Origin of the sequence: Peribacillus sp. FSL K6-5616, from assembly GCF_038008245.1 — a bacterium.
GTDB lineage: Bacteria > Bacillota > Bacilli > Bacillales > DSM-1321 > Peribacillus > Peribacillus frigoritolerans.
Genome location: NZ_JBBOYT010000001.1, coordinates 3503964 through 3523005, shown reverse-complemented (window position 1 = coordinate 3523005; position 19042 = coordinate 3503964). Strand labels below are relative to the sequence as shown.

General features: G+C 43.1%; 18 protein-coding genes and 1 riboswitch. Of the genes, 13 read left to right on the top strand and 5 right to left on the bottom strand.

The annotated features are described in order from the left end of the window. Nucleotides 1–95: 95 nt before the first annotated feature. Both rpsD and MHB45_RS16880 read right to left on the bottom strand, forming a co-directional pair. Complete coding sequence (gene rpsD, locus MHB45_RS16885; RefSeq protein WP_034309220.1) at nucleotides 96–698, bottom strand: 30S ribosomal protein S4; 603 nt, start codon at nucleotides 696–698, stop codon at nucleotides 96–98. Nucleotides 699–1176: 478 nt separating this feature from the next. Then, nucleotides 1177–1656 carry a GAF domain-containing protein gene (locus tag MHB45_RS16880; protein ID WP_034309218.1) on the bottom strand — a complete coding sequence of 160 codons (480 nt, stop codon included), beginning with the start codon at nucleotides 1654–1656 and terminating at the stop codon, nucleotides 1177–1179. Between the two features lie 154 nt (nucleotides 1657–1810). Between MHB45_RS16880 and refZ the strand changes: the two genes are divergently transcribed. After that, complete coding sequence (gene refZ / locus MHB45_RS16875) at nucleotides 1811–2455, top strand: forespore capture DNA-binding protein RefZ (protein ID WP_034309217.1); 645 nt, start codon at nucleotides 1811–1813, stop codon at nucleotides 2453–2455. Nucleotides 2456–2469: 14 nt separating this feature from the next. Here the strand turns inward: refZ and hisJ are convergent, their stop codons facing one another. Continuing rightward, entirely contained in the window at nucleotides 2470–3273 is an 804-nt protein-coding gene (gene hisJ / locus MHB45_RS16870; RefSeq protein WP_072273382.1) for a histidinol-phosphatase HisJ, read from the bottom strand. A 167-nt stretch (nucleotides 3274–3440) separates the two neighbouring features. Here hisJ and ezrA point away from each other — a divergent pair, with 167 nt between their 5' ends. The 7 genes from ezrA (at nucleotide 3441) to rarD (ending at nucleotide 13139) form a co-directional block, all read left to right on the top strand. Then, nucleotides 3441–5135: a septation ring formation regulator EzrA gene (ezrA, locus tag MHB45_RS16865; RefSeq protein WP_048682287.1), complete on the top strand. Its 1695-nt coding sequence runs from the start codon at nucleotides 3441–3443 to the stop codon at nucleotides 5133–5135. 219 nt (nucleotides 5136–5354) lie between these two features. After that, the gene (locus MHB45_RS16860; protein WP_048682290.1) at nucleotides 5355–6503 is read left to right on the top strand and encodes a cysteine desulfurase family protein; all 1149 of its coding nucleotides are present in this window, start codon (nucleotides 5355–5357) and stop codon (nucleotides 6501–6503) included. Next, nucleotides 6500–7711: a tRNA uracil 4-sulfurtransferase ThiI gene (gene thiI / locus MHB45_RS16855; RefSeq protein ID WP_034309205.1), complete on the top strand. Its 1212-nt coding sequence runs from the start codon at nucleotides 6500–6502 to the stop codon at nucleotides 7709–7711. The genes MHB45_RS16860 and thiI overlap by 4 nt, the downstream gene beginning before the upstream one ends. Before the next feature lie 82 nt (nucleotides 7712–7793). Further along, the gene (locus MHB45_RS16850; RefSeq protein WP_034309203.1) at nucleotides 7794–8000 is read left to right on the top strand and encodes an alpha/beta-type small acid-soluble spore protein; all 207 of its coding nucleotides are present in this window, start codon (nucleotides 7794–7796) and stop codon (nucleotides 7998–8000) included. Nucleotides 8001–8790: 790 nt separating this feature from the next. After that, nucleotides 8791–10374 (top strand): acyl-CoA synthetase MbcS, encoded by a 1584-nt coding sequence (gene mbcS / locus MHB45_RS16845; protein WP_054400025.1) that lies wholly within the window; start codon nucleotides 8791–8793, stop codon nucleotides 10372–10374. Between the two features lie 153 nt (nucleotides 10375–10527). Next, nucleotides 10528–12129 (top strand): amidohydrolase, encoded by a 1602-nt coding sequence (locus MHB45_RS16840; RefSeq protein ID WP_202186138.1) that lies wholly within the window; start codon nucleotides 10528–10530, stop codon nucleotides 12127–12129. Between the two features lie 80 nt (nucleotides 12130–12209). Then, nucleotides 12210–13139, top strand: coding sequence for an EamA family transporter RarD (gene rarD, locus MHB45_RS16835; protein WP_048677941.1), 930 nt, complete (start codon nucleotides 12210–12212; stop codon nucleotides 13137–13139). 95 nt (nucleotides 13140–13234) lie between these two features. Here rarD and MHB45_RS16830 read toward each other — a convergent pair whose 3' ends face one another. Beyond that, entirely contained in the window at nucleotides 13235–14062 is an 828-nt protein-coding gene (locus MHB45_RS16830; protein WP_340908016.1) for a protein-glutamine gamma-glutamyltransferase, read from the bottom strand. 313 nt (nucleotides 14063–14375) lie between these two features. Continuing rightward, nucleotides 14376–14485, top strand: a riboswitch (TPP riboswitch). 133 nt (nucleotides 14486–14618) lie between these two features. Here MHB45_RS16830 and MHB45_RS16825 point away from each other — a divergent pair. From MHB45_RS16825 to MHB45_RS16805, 5 genes are read left to right on the top strand one after another with little or no spacing between them, the layout of a single operon-like run. Next, nucleotides 14619–15614, top strand: coding sequence for an ABC transporter substrate-binding protein (locus MHB45_RS16825; RefSeq protein ID WP_340908015.1), 996 nt, complete (start codon nucleotides 14619–14621; stop codon nucleotides 15612–15614). Nucleotides 15615–15625: 11 nt separating this feature from the next. Further along, nucleotides 15626–15910, top strand: coding sequence for a thiamine-binding protein (locus MHB45_RS16820; RefSeq protein WP_034309193.1), 285 nt, complete (start codon nucleotides 15626–15628; stop codon nucleotides 15908–15910). Further along, entirely contained in the window at nucleotides 15907–16689 is a 783-nt protein-coding gene (locus tag MHB45_RS16815; protein WP_048677939.1) for an ABC transporter permease, read from the top strand. The genes MHB45_RS16820 and MHB45_RS16815 overlap by 4 nt, the downstream gene beginning before the upstream one ends. Further along, the gene (locus MHB45_RS16810; protein ID WP_048677938.1) at nucleotides 16673–17416 is read left to right on the top strand and encodes an ABC transporter ATP-binding protein; all 744 of its coding nucleotides are present in this window, start codon (nucleotides 16673–16675) and stop codon (nucleotides 17414–17416) included. The genes MHB45_RS16815 and MHB45_RS16810 overlap by 17 nt, the downstream gene beginning before the upstream one ends. 18 nt (nucleotides 17417–17434) lie before the next feature. Next, nucleotides 17435–18205: a TatD family hydrolase gene (locus tag MHB45_RS16805; protein ID WP_161922278.1), complete on the top strand. Its 771-nt coding sequence runs from the start codon at nucleotides 17435–17437 to the stop codon at nucleotides 18203–18205. 35 nt (nucleotides 18206–18240) lie between these two features. Here the strand turns inward: MHB45_RS16805 and MHB45_RS16800 are convergent, their stop codons facing one another. Next, nucleotides 18241–19041 (bottom strand): NAD kinase, encoded by an 801-nt coding sequence (locus MHB45_RS16800; protein WP_048677936.1) that lies wholly within the window; start codon nucleotides 19039–19041, stop codon nucleotides 18241–18243. Between the last annotated feature and the right edge of the window lies 1 nt (nucleotide 19042).

Sequence of the window (19042 nt, the reverse complement as noted above, 5' to 3'; positions counted from 1 at the left end):
TGTCCAAAGCCCGGCTGAATCCCAGCCGGGCTTTGTTCTGCAAAGATGTTTAGGTGCAAAAAAAACCCCATCCAAGGATGGGGTTTTTGAAGTTATTAACGAGAGTAGAACTCAACGATAAGAGCTTCGTTAATTTCAGCAGGCAATTCAGAACGTTCTGGTAAACGAGTGAAAGTACCTTCTAATTTCTCAGCATCGAAAGTAAGGAAATCAGGAACGAAGTTAGTTGCTTCAACTGATTCTTTGATGATTGAGAAGTTGCGTGATTTTTCACGAACTGAGATTGTTTGTCCAAGAGACACTTTGTAAGATGGAATGTCTACGCGGCTTCCGTCTACAGTGATGTGACCGTGGTTAACAAGTTGACGTGCTTGACGACGTGTACGAGCTAAACCAAGACGGTAAACTAGGTTGTCAAGACGTGATTCAAGAAGAATCATGAAGTTTTCACCATGTACACCTTTAAGTTTGCCAGCGCGGTCGAACATTGTGCGGAATTGACGCTCAGTGATTCCGTACATGTGACGAAGTTTTTGTTTCTCTTGTAGTTGCATTCCGTATTCAGAAATTTTTCTACGTTGGTTAGGACCATGTTGTCCTGGAGCATAAGGGCGTTTTTCTAATTCTTTACCAGTACCTGTTAGGGAAATTCCTAAACGACGGGATAGTTTCCAGCTTGGGCCAGTATAACGAGCCATAGGATGACTCCTCCTTTAAATGTTTTTATTTTGGTAAAATAAAAACCGTGTGAATGTACGATCATGACCATTTTGTTTTCATGTACCTTCGCCCTAGCAGCAGAGGGTTACGAGATACACCTCTGGATTGAGGAACAAAATGAGAACATAAAGGCTATCACATAGGCTGCAATATTTTACACAAAGAGTATTGTATAATATTCTGCTCAATGAGTCAAGGACAGTTGTGATAATTATAGAATAGAGAATGGCGGCAGGAAAAATACAATTTTATCATGAGAAAATGAATGCAACAATTATGGATGGTTTCCGGGATTGCTTGGGAGCCCTTGCCACGGGTTTCCTTTGCATCATTTAAAAGTGAAATGTCAAAAGGGCCGTTGAGAAGTTATATATTGAGAAGGGTTCAGTAAAGGGTTTGTACCTGGGTACTGAAATGGAAAAGGGAGCAGGCATGGGTTGCCGCTCCCTTTAACTTTTATAGATGATTGGAAAGGATTTCAGCGAACTTCTCCAGTCCTTGCTGATCCATTTCGTCAAAACGGTCCGTTATCGGGCTGTCGATATCGAGGACACCAAGCAATTTGCCATCCTTCATGAGCGGGATGACAATTTCAGATCTTGATGCCGCATCGCAGGCGATATGTCCAGGGAATTGGTGGACATCCTCAATGCGCAGGGTTTTTTCAGTTGCCGCTGAAGTTCCGCATACGCCCTTGCCCATTGGAATGCGGACACAGGCCGGAAGCCCCTGGAAGGGTCCTAGTATTAATTGGTCTTCTTCATATAAATAAAAGCCAACCCAGTTAATCTCATCGAGAAACTGATTAAGTAAAGCTGCCGCATTGCTTAAATTGGCTATCCTGTTCGTTTCATCTTCGATTAAGGCAAGTAGTTGTTTTTGGACCAGTTCATAGTTTTTTTCTTTTTTTCCTTGATACATTTCGACATTAAACAAAAGCGTTCACCTGTCTTCCTCATATTTTTACAGCACTTTCTAATCATGATGCTCCATTGTTGGGAAATTGTCGAGAACTTACTAAAGGATTCAGGCTCTTTCGTGAAGAAGTAGTCCATAAGACTTGTCTCAAAGAAAGCGAGGGATTGCCTGAATGAATCGCCAGACGCCAACGAAACAAGCCATTGTGGATGCTGCATTGCATTTATTTCATTTAAAAGGCTATCATGCTACATCCATACGGGATATTGCGAATAAAGCGAAAGTGAACGCTGCCAATATTGCCTACTATTTCAAGAATAAGCAGGGGTTGCTGGAATTCTGTTTCACTTCCTATTTAGAAGAATATATCCTGGTCCTTGAGACGAACATGACGCTGCTTGAACTTAAAGGCCCGCAGCATTGCTTGATGAACCTTGTAAAGGATATCCTCGCTTTCCAGAGGGAAAACTTCCTTGCTGCACGGTTCATATATGGGGAATCTTCACTCGATTCCAATTTAAACCGTGAAATTCATTCGACTTATTTTACAAAGGAAAAGTCATATTTTCAATATATATTGGAACAAGGAATCAAGAGCAGGAGTTTCCAGCAGGTCTCCGTTCCCATGTATATGCTGCAGTTGAAGGGATTATTGACGGCCCCTGTCCTGCATACCCATTATGCGATGGATGTGCTTCATGTATTCCCGCAGGAAGCGTATTATACGAATATTTATGCCAATGAAGTCGGGCGTTTTCTGCAAGATACCCTTTTCATTGCCGAAGACCTGCAGCCGCTGTTAGCTGGCCGGGGCTGAAGTGTAAACATGAGTTACCCATTATACCCTTCAATCAGTGCCTGGTGGCCCTGACCCAAATCTTTAGCCTGATGGGCATCGGAACCGTAAATGAGCGGAATGCCGAGTTCTAAAGCACGCTTTGCAAATCGTTCAGGAGGGTAGGGTTCACCGCATAGCGGCTTTACAAGTCCAGCTCCATTATAATCCAGTTCATACCTTTGATCCTTGATCATTTCGAGAACCTTGTAAACCCGCTCGTCAAAACTTGATGCCGGCGGATATCGATGCTGGAATTTATGGACAAGCGTAATGTGCCCGATCCGTTTTGGTTTATAAATGCCTAAATCAGTTTCTATTGACTTTTCCAGTGTATCGTAATATTTGGCATAAACCGATTCCACTGAACCTAGTTCATTGGCAATCTCAGCGAACCCAATTTCGCTGAAATCGATACAATGCCAGCTGTTTTGATGCTTGATGAAGTGAACGGAAAGTATACTATCATCAAGGAATTCTCCGATTTCGTCGAGGAATTCTTTTGTTTCTTTTTCATACCCCTCTATAAAGTCAACCTCCAGACCTGTTTTGATCAGGATTTTGTCTTTATAGCGTTCTTTCAGTACGCGGAGCTCTTGAAAGTAATCCAGGAGCAGGGCAGCGTCCATCCCGCTGTCTTTTTCAGGCGTAGGATCTTGAAAATTTCGTGGCAATGGAGCATGTTCCGTAAATGTGATTTCCTTTAATCCTAGCTCGATTCCCCGCGTAATATATTCATCGAATTTATCCGTAGAGCCGTGAGGGCAAAACGGAGTGTGCACATGACCGTCAGCTTTCATGGTCCTTCCCTCCCAAAAAACAGGTATTTGTAGCAATTTTCTACAAAAAAATCATTTTTCTCGTCAAAAATTATTGCTAACATGGTATCATAAAAGCATTAAATTTAACATTTTTACAATTCATATATAAATAGCAAGACTGTAAGGACTAGAACAGGGGGCTTACCATGGATTACATAATTGGGGTAATTGTATTAATTTTGATTTTCATCATTTGGGGTTATTTTTTCAAAAAGAGATATTTTAAAGAAATCGATCGACTGGAATCCTGGAAAATAAGCATCACGCACCGCCCCGTGCTGGAAGAGCTTTCTAAAGTCAAACAATTGAACATGACAGGTGAAACAGAGGAAATGTTCGAAAACTGGCGCATTGAATGGGACGCCATCATTACGGATCATATGCCCGAAGTCGAAGAGCTTTTATTCGATGCCGAGGAATTCGTCGATAAATACCGTTTCAGCCGATCAAAAGAGATACAGCGCAAAATTACAGTCAAGCTGAATGAAATAGAGGAAATGATCAAAAAGATCCTATACGAACTGAATGAACTCGTAGGCAGTGAGGAAAAGAATCGATTGGAAATTGAGGATATCAAAGAATCCTACCGTCAATTGAAGAAATCCCTGCTTGCACACAGGCATAATTATGGGAAAGCGGCTGATAAGCTGGAAAGCTCCTTGGATGAAGTGTTGCAGATCCTTCAGAAATATGAAGAAGAGACCGTGAACGGCAATTATTTGAATGCGAGGGAGCTTGTTCTCACCATTAAGGACAAATTGGCGGTTCTGTCAGTTAAAATGGAAATGCTCCCAAAATTATTGGTTGATAGCCAATCCGAGCTGCATTCCCAGCTTAATGAATTGAAGGATGGTTATGAGGAGATGTCAGGACAGGGGTACCTGTTGAGCCATATCCAATTCGAGCAGGAGATATCACGGCTTGAGGAAGAACTGGATCTATATAAAACACAATTGGAAAATGCCGAAACGGAAGCAGTGGAAAAAGGCATTAAAGAAATGCGCGAAAGCATCGAGGTTCTTTATGACCTTTTGGAAAAAGAAGTACTTTCAAAACAGTATATCTTGAAAAATGATGAAATTCTCAGGAAAACGATTAGTGACCTTGAATATGAAAACGATAAACTTAAAGTTGAAACCATACATGTTCAACACACGTATCATCTGACGGAAAATGAGCTCGATGCCCAACGGAAAATGGAAAAGCAGATTGCCCAGATTTCAAAACGCCATCAATTGCTCGTCTTGAAAATGGAGGATAATGTGATGGCAAGCTCGCTTATCAGCGAAGAGATGCAGGGGCTTGCAGTACAGTTGAAGGAATTACAGGAAAATCAGAAAGACTTTACCGTTAAATTACAGGCTTTACGAAAAGATGAAATGGATGCCAGGGATTCACTGGCAGAATTGAAGCGCAAAATGGTCGATACTGGACGTTTAATTTCAAAAAGCAATATTCCAGGTCTTCCAGAAGAGTATAAAGTGGTGCTTCAGGATGCCAAAGAAAGCATGGATGACGTTCAGGGTAAACTTGAAGAAAAGCCTCTTGAGATGGCCGCTGTTTATATTTATTTGGAAAAAGCGGTTCAACAGGTTGATAAGGTCCACGAAAAAGCCCAAGAATTGATCGAGCATATGTATTTGGCCGAAAAGGTGATCCAATTTGGAAATCGTTATCGAAGCAGCCACGATATGGTAGCCGAGAGCCTAAGGGAAGCCGAAGCGAAATTCCGAAGCTATGAATATCAAGCCGCATTGGAAACGGCAGCCACTGCCATAGAAAAGGTCGACCCAGGCAGTTTACAAAAAATCGGGGCGAACATAGAAGAAGTCCTTTCCTGAAAACCCGCCATGGCGGGTTTTTTTTCTTTTTATAGCTTAGGTGGGAAGTTAAATCATTCTCGGGAATAAAAAGAAGCAGGTATCCTATCATTCTTGGACCAGTGTTTTACATTCTCTTTCAAATTCAATTATGTTAATATTAGAAGTTGCAACAGCAACATTGAAACTTATATTTAGAAGAGTGACCATCATAGATATAAAAACATGGAAGGTGAACCCATGATTTATTTTGACAATAGTGCAACAACAAAACCGTATCCCGAAGTAATCGAATCATTCATGAAGGTTACTTCGGACTATTTCGGGAACCCTTCTTCGCTTCATGGACTTGGGGTGCAATCCGAAAAACTGCTTTCCGCTGCCAGAAAGCAGATTGCTGATTTATTAAAGGTGAAGAGTTCGGAAATATATTTCACTTCCGGGGGAACGGAAGGAAATAATCTTGCCATTAAAGGGGCCGCCCACTCTCAGGGAAATCGCGGCAAACACATAATCACGACAGCGATTGAACATCCTTCTGTAGAAGATGCATGCCAATCACTGACAAGAATGGGATATGAGATCACATATCTTCCGGTTAACGAATTTGGACAAATTGATGTAACCGATCTTAAGGATGCATTGAGGGAAGATACCATTTTGGTTTCCGTCATGCATGTTAATAATGAAGTTGGCTCGATACAGCCGATTGCTGAAGTGGGCAAATTGTTAAAACAATACCCAAACGTGCTCTTTCATGTCGATAATGTACAGGGAACAGGCAAGGTTTCCTTATCATTGCGTGAAGCCAATGTGGATTTATGTACAATTTCCGGCCACAAGGTTCACGGTTTGAAAGGGACGGGCATCCTGTATGTTCGTGAAGGCGTTCGGGTCGATCCGCTTTTCCATGGTGGCAATCAGGAAACGAAAATCAGGAGCGGCACCGAAAATGTTGCGGGAATCGTCGCCCTTTCGAAGGCTTTGCGTATTAGTATGAACAATCAATTGCTGTATCATGATAAGCTTCAGCAAATCAAAACTTATTTATATAAAGGTTTGAAGGAAATGGACGGGGTGTTGGTTAACAGTCCCGAAGAGGGTGCACCCCATATTGTGAATTTTTCCGTGCCGGGACTTAAATCCGAGGTATTGCTGCATGCACTGGAATCGGAAGGAATATATGTTTCGACGACTAGTGCCTGTTCTTCGAAAAAAAGGACGGTAAGCAAAACGGTGGACGCGATGTTCCATCATTCAGCTCGTTCCGAAAGCGTCATCCGTATCAGTACTACCTATGGGAATGAACTGGAAGAAGCAAAGCAAGTTCTGGCGGCGATACAGAAAATAGTCGCTAATTTAGAAAAAATAATGAGGGTTGCTAAATGAAATTTGATCATATAATTATCCGTTATGGAGAAATCTCCACTAAAAAAAGAAACCGTAAAGGCTTTGTAGACAAAATGAAGGCACATATCCGCTGGAGTTTAAAAGATATAGAAGGCGTAGTGCTGACAGCCAACCGGGAGCGGATGTACGTTCTCCTGAACGGTGCTGACCATGTGCCGGTCATTGACCGGTTAAAAGGCATTTTTGGAATACAGTCATTAAGCCCTGCAATAAAAATAGAGCGTGATCTGGAAGTGATGAAAACGGCAGCCTTGTATTACCTTAATCATACCCTTGAAGAGGTAAACACGTTCAAAATCACGACAAAACGCGCCGATAAGGATTTTCCATATAATACCGATGAAATTAACAGGGCAATCGGCGGGCATTTGCTCCGAAATACAGAAGATTTAAAAGTCGATGTAAAGAACCCTGATTTGAACCTGCTAGTGGAAGTGAGACGCGAAGCCGTGTATTTGACAGGTGAAATCATCCAGGGTGCAGGCGGTCTTCCATTCGGTTCAAGCGGGAAGGCGATGCTGATGCTTTCAGGCGGGATTGATAGCCCTGTTGCAGGCTTCCTTTCGATGAAACGGGGATTGGACGTGGAGGCGATCCATTTTTACAGCCCGCCGTTCACAAGCGAGCGTTCACGTCAAAAGGTCATTGATTTGGCGGGCAAGCTGGCAGAAATAAATGGAAGCATGAAAGTGCATATCGTTCCATTTACGGAAATCCAGTTATTGATTCAAAAACAAATCCCGGAAAACTACTCCATGACTACAACCCGTCGTTTAATGATGCGGGTCGCCGATCGAATCCGTGAAAAGGAAGAAGCCATGGCACTGATTACCGGTGAAAGCCTTGGACAGGTTGCGAGCCAGACGATGAGCAGCATGTTTGCCATCAATGAGGTGACGAATACACCGATCCTGCGTCCGCTGATTACCATGGATAAGACAGAAATCATCAAAATAGCAAGAGAACTCGATACTTTTGAAATATCCAATCTGCCTTACGAGGATTGCTGTACGGTCTTTACGCCGGCAAGCCCAAAAACGAAACCGAAACGTGAAAAAGTCAATTACTATGAAAGCTTCGTCGACTTTGAATCCTTGATCGAAAAAGCGGTCTCCGAAACAGAAATATTAACGGTTAAACCGGGCCAGACTTTCGATAAGGAAGAAGCGATGGAAGACTTATTTTGATATCCTTTAATTACCAATAAAAATGTGCGAATGAAGCCATGTGTTTTAACACACTCTATAATCACAAGGAGGTGAAACACACATGGCAAACAACAACAGCTCAAACGAATTATTGGTACCTGGAGTTGAACAAGCTCTACAACAAATGAAATATGAAATCGCTACAGAATTCGGCGTACAACTTGGTGCCGACACAACATCTCGCGCTAACGGTTCAGTTGGTGGAGAAATCACAAAACGCCTTGTTCAAATGGCTGAACAACAATTAGGCGGAGGTTTCAACAGATAATTTCATAAATATGGCTACAGAGAGCGGGTTTTAACACCCGCTCTCTTTACGTTTGCGGACTGAATTCGTGGACGCCGATTTAATAAATTCCTTAGTTTTACTACATAATTGTTTACTGTTTTATATAATATTAAACCTTATTGGAATGAAGAAATGTGCGACACACCTGCTAGCCGAGACCCCACCGAAAGGGAGTATGTGTAATGATTTCCACTCCAGGCACTCGCTTTCCGCGGGCGGTCCGGGGAGCCTCCTTGGCGTTCGCCTGCGGGGTCTCCCTTGGCCACGCTTTTCCCGCAGGAGTCTCGTACCTTCCGTTCCAATCACTGGAACTTCTTTTTTAAGAAATATTGTAGGGAAACTGGCTCCTCTTCTCCAATTCGTCTTTAGTCTGGCGGTTTCATCAATTTTTCGGCAAAAGGAGTTCCGAATTGCTCTCGCCTCGAACCAAAATTTAAAAAGTAAACTAGATTATCCTTCAGTATTCCTTAAAGGATTGAAGAAATGTGCGACACTCCTGCCGAATAACTGGGTAGCCGAGACCCCACAGGGGCTTGCTTTGATGAGGCTTGGCAGGCAGTCGGCGGAAAGGGAGCGGATCTTTGAAATCAACTGGAATGTTTTATTGAAAAAACTGAAGGCAAACTCACTTTAGGAATTGTCTACAGGCTATAAGAGAGCGGATTCTACACCCGCTCTCTTTTTTAATTTGTAAAAATAAATAGAAATTTTAGAGAAGTATCTTGTATAATGAGTAGGTACTAAGAGTTCATAATTGGAGGGGAAGAATATGAAGCGTGAAGACTTATTGGCTCCGGAACATTACAACTTAGTGAGTGAAATGGAACGTTATGCAAAAGATCCAGGTAAAGTTGCCGTACTTTGGGAGAACGAAACCGGAGATAAAAAACAACTTACATATGAGAATTTATTAAAAAGTGCAAATAAAATTGGAAATGCCTTCAAGAAAAAAGGACTGGGTAAAGGTGATACGGTCCTCATCATAATCCCCCGTTTGGTGGAAGCTTATCAAGTGTATTTAGCCGCATTGAAAATTGGCATGATTGTCATCCCTTGTTCTGAAATGCTTCGTGCGAAGGACTTGCAGTACCGAGTCAACCATGGTGATGTCAAAGGAATCATCAGTTATCATGAATATACTGACGAATTGAATGAAATAGAAGGAGCGGAAAGCCTCCTGAAGTTTTCAATCGGAAAACGAATCGAAAATTGGCTGGATTTGAATGAGCTCGCCGATGAGGAATCCGATCAGCTGACCATCGCTGACACGAAGAGTGAGGATATGGCATTCTTATCGTATACTTCCGGAACGACAGGGAATCCAAAAGGGGTCGTCCATACACATGGATGGGCTTATGCCCATTTGAAAACGTCTGCTGCAAACTGGCTCGGGATCAGCGAAACGGATGTCGTTTGGGCAACGGCAGGCCCAGGGTGGCAAAAGTGGATTTGGAGTCCTTTCCTGGCGGTTCTGGGAACAGGAGCGACAGGCCTTGCCTATCATGGAAAGTTCGAGGCGAAAAAATATCTTCAGCTGCTACAGGACTACAAAGTGAATGCATTATGCTGCACGCCAACCGAATATCGATTGATTGCAAAGGTGGATAACCTTGATGATTATGATTTATCCCATCTTCACAGTGCTGTATCGGCGGGAGAGCCTTTAAATCAAAAAGTGTTCGAGGTCTTTAAGAACCATTTCCAGATTGAAGTGCGTGATGGGTATGGACAGACCGAAAATACCTTGTTGGTTGGTGTAACGAAAGGCATGGAAATTAAATTGGGCTCAATGGGCAAACCGACTCCGGGCAACCATGTGGAAATCATCGATGATTCCGGTAAACCTTGTTCGCCTGGCGTAGTGGGGGATATTGCCGTACATGTCGATACACCTGCCCTATTTAAGGAATATTTTAAAGATCCCGAGCGGACATCGCAGCAGTTCCGCGGGGACTATTATATCACCGGCGATCAAGCGAAAAAGGATGAGGATGGTTATTTCTGGTTTGAGGGTCGTTCTGATGATATCATCATCAGTTCGGGATATACGATCGGACCGTTTGAAGTGGAAGATGCACTCGTTAAGCATCCATATGTTAAAGAGTGTGCCGTTATAGCAAGTCCTGATGAAATAAGGGGAAATGTGGTCAAGGCGTATGTCGTCTTGATGGATGATATCGATCCGAACAGCCAGGACTTGATCAAGACGCTTCAATCGCACGTGAAAGAATTGACTGCTCCATATAAATATCCAAGGAAAATCGAATTTTTAGAAGAGCTGCCCAAAACGACATCAGGTAAAATCAAACGGGTGGATTTACGGAAAAGGGAAGAAGCACTTCTTAACAATTGATCGAAATGCATGACCGTCAGCCTCCAAGGCTGGCTTTTTTTTATTGACAGGGGCTTGGGTAAAAGCATAAATATGGGAATTCATGATATGAGATGGTACACTTACTGCATATCTGCACAGTAACAATCATTTAATAAGGAGTGTAAAGCCGGAATGGGAACGTTATGGTTCAATGGGTCGATTTATACGATGGTTAAAGAAAATGAACAAGTGGAGGCAGTCTTCACTGAAAAGGGGGTAATTGTTGATACCGGCAGCCTGGACCATTTGAAAAATGAACATGCCGGCAATATTTCCAGGGAAATCGACTTAAAAGGACAAACGATGCTGCCGGGATTAGTGGATAGTCACCTTCATTTGGTCGGACATGGTGAAAGGCTGCTTCGTCTAGACCTCTCTTTGATGGATAGCAGGGAGTCGATCATGGAATCCTTGAAGGAAAAGTGCTCAAAGACCCCGGCCGGAAAGTGGATCGTTGCCGAAGGGTGGAATGAAAATGAATGGCCGAGACCTGAATTGATATTACGGGATGAGCTTGACGCGATATCGGCAGATCATCCCATCGTATTGAAAAGGATCTGCCGTCATGCCTTGGTGGTCAATTCGCGCGCCCTTTTGGAAGCGGATATTAAAGAAGATATAAAAGAACCTTCAGGCGGGGTGATCTGCCGTTATCCTGACGGACGTTTAAATGGATTATTTAAAGAAAGCCAGGCGCAGAACCTCATTTTAGACAGCCTTCCCGGCATTGATCAAGAGTATATCGAAAACGCGCTCACAGAGGCCATAGAAGACGCATATAAGCTAGGTTTGACTGGGGGGCATACCGAGGACCTCCATTACTACAATGGTTTCATGCCGACATATCAGGCGTTTAAATCGGTAATCGAGGACCGGGAAATGGCCTTTCGCGCCAACTTGCTCGTCCATCACGAAGCGTTTGAAGAAATGCTGGCAGCAGGCGGCGGCTATCAGAAAGGTACGCGATATATCAAATTCGACAGCATGAAGATCTTTACCGACGGCTCCTTAGGCGGACGCACAGCCCTGTTGAGCGAACCTTATGTAGATCAAAAGAATACGAATGGAGTCGCGATATTCACTGAAAACGAGCTTCAGGAATGGGTGGAAAAAGCAAGGGCTGCCGGAATGCCGATTGCTGTCCATGCGATTGGCGATCTCGCTTTTGAATACGTCTTGAATGCAATTGAAGCCCTCCCCCCGAAAAAGGGACAGAGGGACCGGCTCATCCATGCGCAGATTGTTCGGCCGGAGCTTTTGGAGCGGGCGGCGAAGCTGCCGGTAATCTTTGATATCCAACCGGGGTTCGTTCCGTCCGATTTTCCGTGGGTGGAAGAAAAGGTGCCAGCCGATCTATTGGAATCCTCCTATGCCTGGAGAACCTATTTGAATTTGGGCATCATTTGTGCGGGAGGATCGGATGCACCCATTGAACCATTAAATCCGATTTTGGGCATTCATGCAGCTGTCACAAGGATGAAAATCAACAGTGAGGACCGTACCGTATATGGTTTGTCTGAAAGGCTTTCCGTTTTCGAGGCTTTCGCATTGTATACCAAAGGGAGTGCTGCAGCAATCGGCCAGGAAAAACGCCGCGGTGTGATCAATAAAGGGTACGATGCCGATTTTACCGTGTTTAATCTGGATGTCTTTGCTGTTGCACCGGATGATCTCCTGAAAGCTAAGGCGGTCATGACGGTCATCGATGACAAAATCATGTATGATAAAAATTAACAGTTGCAAAAAAAGAAATGGAAATACAAAATTGTTAGATGGAATTAGATAAAGGAATGTAAATGGAAAGAAGGCTTGTTATGAAAGTGGATCAACAAAAAGAAGGGGCGATTTATGCAGCCCTTTCTTACATGATGTGGGGAGTTGTGCCGGTTTACTGGAAGTTCCTTCAGGGAGTCGGTGCAATAGAAATTTTAGCTCAGAGGGTATTATGGTCTTTCGTGTTCATGCTGGTTTTATTGATGTTCATGAAAAAATGGCAGGCGTTTCTTGATTATGTCAAAAACATAATGGGAAATCCGAAACTCTTTACGGCATTGCTAACGGCGTCACTGCTTGTTACAGCTAATTGGGGAGTGTTCATATGGGCCGTTAACTCAGGACGGATCCTCGACACGAGCCTTGGATATTATATCAATCCGCTCGTCAGTGTACTATTGGGAGTGATAGTCTTAAAAGAAAAATTGAGCGGGGCCCAAATCATTTCATTCCTGCTTGCAGGAATCGGAGTCTTGATCCTTGGCATTCATTTCGGCACGATCCCGTGGATCTCTCTTGTTTTGGCCATGACCTTTGGATTATACGGTCTGGCAAAAAAAATGATCAAGGCCGAATCGGCAATCGGGCTGACGCTTGAAACGATGATGGTAACGCCTCTGGCCCTAGGTTACCTGATTTACTTGATGAACAGGTCGGAAATGCAATTCTTTACAGACGGAAGCACAAGCTTGCTGTTGGTGGGCGGCGGGATTGCCACGGCATTGCCTCTTTTATATTTTGCAAAAGGGGCGGAGAAGATCCCGTTATCGATGCTTGGCATTTTTCAGTATATCGCTCCGACCTTATCTTTATTGATCGGGGTATTCGTCTATCATGAAAGTTTCACCAAAGCACATCTTTTAGCCTTTTTGTTCATATGGTCAGCTTTGGCTGTTTATACACTATCCATAACGAAATGGGGGCAGGCAAGTGCCCGCAGGTTCAAAGGCAAAGGGAATATTGGTGCGTGAAAAGAAAAAAATGCTTGGGGAGATTTCTGCCCAAGCATTTTTTTTTATGTCGTTACTCAATAAAACGGTTTTATGGCATAGGCGAAATGCCAGGGTCATGAAAGGTATATCTTCGAACCTATTTCAGAAACAATACAATTGGAAAGGCAGGCAGGATTGTTATCGGGATTGGCACGGGGGGAATTCAGTTGGAATTGTCTATAGAAGGAACTATCCAGGAAAATGATATGTGTTGTCAGGAATGCTGATATGGTGGCGTACGGCTTTCTATTGCTATTTAATTCATCGATGATTCCCTGTGCAGTGGTAATCCCGATCCCGTGGCCATAAAAGAGGTTATTCCCTAATAATAGGGCATTTTCACCTTGCCATTCAGGGGTTGCCAAGTCGTGATCAGGGTTTTTGAAGTAAACGCAATCACCTGGTAAATAGTCCCTTCCCTGGTGAACGTTGAGAGCCATATTCCTTGGAGGGCGCCAGTCATATAAAAATAGGTCTGAAAAAAGATAGTCGAAATTCCTGGGGCCGATTAAATCCAAAATCGCCTTTAAAAAAGTGACGACTATTGCTGTCCCGCATTCGAAGGCATAAAGCCCCCCATTCATGAAAATGTCAACGAGCGCATCATGAGGGAGAATCCCTGGCTGAAGGGTGAAGGTGCCATCCTTTGAAAGGTGCCAATAACGCTGATTGGATTGAGACTCCTCAAGTGTGGAAAATTCCGGCCCGCTTTTATCCAACGCAATAGCTGCCTCTATGACCCGGTTCCTCAGCTGTATCTCGAAATTAAAATCCCCAAAGTTCCGGTATTCAAAAACGTTAGAATCTTCCGCCAAGCATTGAAGAGTTTCAAGCGATCTGGCAGAGGCTGCACCTGGTTGGATTTGACTGACATCTAACCATTTGTGATTAATCTTTATCATGACATATCCACCTTTTGCTTATGAAATTAAGGGTTTAATAAAACCAGTAAACAAAAATGTCTACACGTAATGCTCATTATATGAATGCTTGCAAAGAAATGACTATTTGGAACGTGTCCGCCACCGTTGCAGCCAGGAATGATTGGAACGGAAAGAGGCAGAACTATTTTGCTTTCAATGATTTTCGTTCCAAAAGATGTTTTGCAAGATATCCTGAAGTGCAAGGAATACCTTTCAAATTAGAGAGTAGAAGCAAATTAGTATTCCTTTTTCCCTATGAATTGATATAATGAGAGAGAAAAGTTCATATGTGCGAGAAATGTAGGGGGGCCAGTACTGCTGGCTGAGATTGCATCCATTAGATGCTGACTCTTTGAACCTGATCTGGGTGATGCCAGCGGAGGGAACATATTATGACTGATTTTCTGTTTTGTATGTTAACGTCCGAATTCATCTTCGGGCGTTTTTTGTTTTTTTATCCAGTATTTGAATAGCCCCCTAATATGGTTCCGGCATATGGATCTTATAGAATGAGAATGTGTAGGAGGATAATGACTTGAATAAATTCTTACCACTGTTAACTTCGTTCTTCCTTTTAGCTGGATGCGGAGCAGGCGGAACCAATGAAAAAGAAGAAGCATCTAAAAATGAAGAATTAAAAAAGGTATTGGTCGTGCTCGATTGGACACCGAATACAAACCATACAGGATTGTATGTAGCCAAGGAAAAAGGTTATTTTAAAGAACAAGGTCTTGATGTGGAAATTATCATGCCAGGTGAAGCTGGTGCTGATAAGCTTGTCGCTTCAGGGAAATCTGAATTTGGCGTGAGTTACCAGGAGGGCATAACACAGGCCCGCGTGCAGGGCGTACCGATTGTTTCGGTAGCTGCCGTCATCCAGCATAATACCTCGGGATTCGCTTCCCCAGAGGAAAAGGACATTACGACTCCCAAGGATTTTGAAGGGAAGACTTATGGCGGCTGGGGATCTCCGGTTGAAAAGGCCATTATTGATTCACTCATGAAAAAGGAAAATGCGGATGTAAATGAAGTGGACATAGTCAATACAGGGGACATGGATTTTTTCACTTCGGTTAAAAGGGATATAGATTTTGCCTGGATTTATTATGGTTGGACAGGCATTGAGGCCGAGCTGCGGAATGAAAAGCTTAATATGGTGTACTTAACCGAATACTCTGATAAGCTTGATTACTATACGCCTGTTTTGACTACAAATGAAAAGATGATAAAAGAAGATTTCGAGACTGTTAAAGCATTCGTTCATGCAGCTTCGAAAGGGTACCAGTTTGCGATTAAGAATCCTGATGATGCAGCGGATATGTTAATCGAGTCTGCACCGGATCTTGATCCAAAACTGGTGAAGAGAAGCCAGGAGTGGCTTGCAGACAAGTATCAGGATGATGCTCCGCGATGGGGTGAACAAAAGCTTGAAATTTGGAAGAATTACAGTGAGTGGATGACTGAAAATAAGCTTCTTGAAGGTGATTTCGATCCTGAAAAGGCATTTACCAATGAATTTTTACCAAACTAGGAGGAGATACAATGGCCAATTCATTAATTAGTATACAAATTATTCCTAAAGGGGAAAATGTCATCCCTATGGTCGATGAAGCAATCAAGATCATTGAAGAATCAGGTGTCAAGTATGAGGTTCACCCGCTAGAAACGACAATGGAGGGGGAACTTTCCGAGCTTTTTGCCGTGATAGAAAAAATGAATGTAAGAATGATTGAAATAGGATCGCCGAATGTCATTTCACAAGTGAAAATATTATATCAGCCAAGCGGGATTACGATGGATACGTTAACGGAGAAATATCGGGCATGATCGGAAGGGGAATTTGGAAGAAGGGGGCTCCCTTCTTTCTTTTATTATTGTTGCTGATAGTATGGGAGTCAGTGACAGTCTTATTGAAAGTTGAAGAATGGCTGCTTCCCGCTCCATCGGCCATTTTCATTGAAGGAATTGAGTCGTCCCGCAATCTTTACGGACACCTTATATCCACAACCGAGCTTGCGTTGTCGGGATTTTTTATTGGAAGTTGCATCGGCTTATTGATCGCGGCAATCCTACACCTATTTCCAGGTGTGAAGGACGCGGTTTATCCTCTGCTCATACTATCACAAAATATACCCATCATTGTTTTGGCGCCGCTTTTGGTGATCTGGTTTGGCTTTGGCATGCTGCCTAAGTTAATCGTGATTTCACTTGTATGTTTTTTTCCGGTTGCGGTTGCATCATTGGACGGTTTTCGCCAGACACCATACGAGCTTAAGCATTATTTCAAGATGATGGGAGCGGGAAAAAACCAGTTATTTTGGAAGCTGGAACTTCCTCACTCGATCCCGTTCATTTTCTCCGGCCTGAAAATTTCAGCTACCTATAGTGTAATGGGTGCAGTTATTTCGGAATGGCTTGGGGCAAAATCGGGGATTGGTGTTTATATGACTCTCGCTTCTTCAGCGTTCAGGACAGATCGGGTGTTTGTAGCCATTTTCATCATTATGGGAATGAGCCTGATCTTTTTTGGAATCATCACTTTCCTGGAGAAATACTTGGTTTCTTGGAAGAGAAAGGAGGGCGAAAAGGATGAAGCTGGAAATTAAAGACGTCTCCTATTCTTTCGATGGCAAGCAGAATATTTTGGAGAATATGAATTTCCATGTGAATGATGGGGAATTTGTCACGATCCTTGGGCCATCGGGAAGCGGTAAAAGTACATTGTTCCACTTGATCGGCGGCATTTTGAAGCCTGATCATGGCATCATTTCACTGGATGATAAAAAGATAAATGGCTTAAAGGGCCATATCAGCTATATGCCTCAGCAGCCTTCCCTTTTACCTTGGAGAACGATATTGGAAAATGTTTTGCTTGGAAGTGAACTTACTGGGACCAGAGATAAAGAAAAGGCAAAAACCCTTTTGATGAAAGCTGGTTTAGAAGAATACGATAAAGCATATCCGCATGAATTATCTGGAGGCATGAAGCAAAGGGCCGCATTCATTCGGAGTATCTTAAGTCCACAGGACTTGATGTGCCTGGACGAACCCTTTTCTGCCTTGGATGAACTGACAAGATTGCAAATGCAACAATGGCTGTTGTCGGTTTGGGAAGAAAATCGGAGGTCGGTGCTTTTTGTCACTCACAGCATAGATGAAGCGGTTTTCCTATCAGATAGAATTTATGTGTTATCAGCAAAACCGGCTGCTGTCATCAAAGAAGTGAAAGTTCCATTTTCAAGGCCAAGAAGAGAAGAACAGCTTCTTAGTGATGAATTTATTCATTTGAAGAGAGAATTATATGCAGCACTCAAGCCAACTTTCACTACTTAAGTAAGGAGGCCATACCATTTGAGAATCATCGACAGCCATATCCATTTGGATAAGTATGATATTGTTAAGCGGAAGCAGATCCTGAAAGACATGGAAAAGGTTCAGTTGGAATCCTTGCTGACTGTTTCCATGAATTTGGCTTCTTCGATTAACAATTATCAGCTTTCACTTAAAGATTCACGAATTAAGCCTGCCTTTGGTTTTCATCCAGAGCAGCCCCTCCCGAGTGATGAAGAAGTGAATGAATTATTGAGCTGGATGCGGGAACATCGTCACAATATGGTTGCCATAGGCGAGGTTGGGCTGCCCTATTACTTAAGGCAGGAAAACCCCAATATTGATAACTCAGCATATATAGTGATACTGGAAAGGTTCCTGACCTTAGCTAAAGAGATTGAAAAGCCGGTCATCCTTCATGCCGTCCATGACGATGCACCTATCGTTTGCGACCTTTTGGATAAGCATCAAATCACAAGGGCACACTTTCATTGGTTTAAAGGGGATATCCGGACAGTTGAAAGAATGGCAGAAAAGGGCTACCGCATTTCGATTACACCTGATGTATGTTATGAGAGGGAAATACAGGAATTAGTTTCGGCCTATCCACTTAAGCTGATGATGATAGAAACGGATGGACCATGGCCGTTTGAAGGGGTTTTCAATGGGGAATGGACCCATCCCGGCATGATGCATGAAAGTGTGCGTCAAATTGCTTCGATTAAAGGATTGCCGATTGAGGATGTCTATGAAGCCCTTTATCGAAATACGAAAGATTTTTATCATATATAAAGGTACCGGTTATCATATCCGGTACCTTTTTTCGTTTAGAGAAAGGTCCTTTTAACCTTTTCCCAAAAGGAATTGTCTTTTAGCTTAACGGTCTTGATGACTTTACCGCTTAACCGGACCTTTACCTTTTCGACATGATTGATGCTTAACGCTTCATTGTCCATTCCGACGATCGGATAGCTTGGTCCGTTTTGTTCAAGGTGGACGGTCAACGTCTTAGCACCGCTTAAGATGAATGAGGAGCCTAGGGTCCGATAGGTATTATTATTGACGGAAGCAAGCTCGCTCACTTGGAAGCAAGGGAGAAGGGGATCGACAACGGCCCCATTGACCGATTTATTATAGGCGGTGCTTCCGGTCGGAGTCGCAATGATGATCCCGTCCCCGCGAAAAGTTTCAAAATGGAGTTGATCAATGAAAATATCCATGATGAACGTTTTGGTGATCGAAGAGCGGATACTGAGTTCATTAAGGGCATAGAAGGAGGGCTGATCGTCCAATTGGATAGAGATGGTTGGATATTTACGCACCTCGATTTGCTCCCTTGTCATGGCATCAATCATTTTATCACTGTCTTCCAAGTGGAAATCGCAATACATATTCAAGTTACCTGTCGTGGAAATGCCCGCATATAAACAGTCATCCCTGAACCCGGTTTTACGGGCTGCCTGCAGGAATGTGCCGTCATCACCGATGCTTACGATGATGTTCGCTTTTGTGAAATCCTGGATGACTTCATACGAATGTTGCTTCGCCAAGTCTGATAAGTATTCAACCTTGCTAAGCATCTCAGCATTCGGTGCATGGAAAAAATAAATATTCCTTCGATTGCTCATC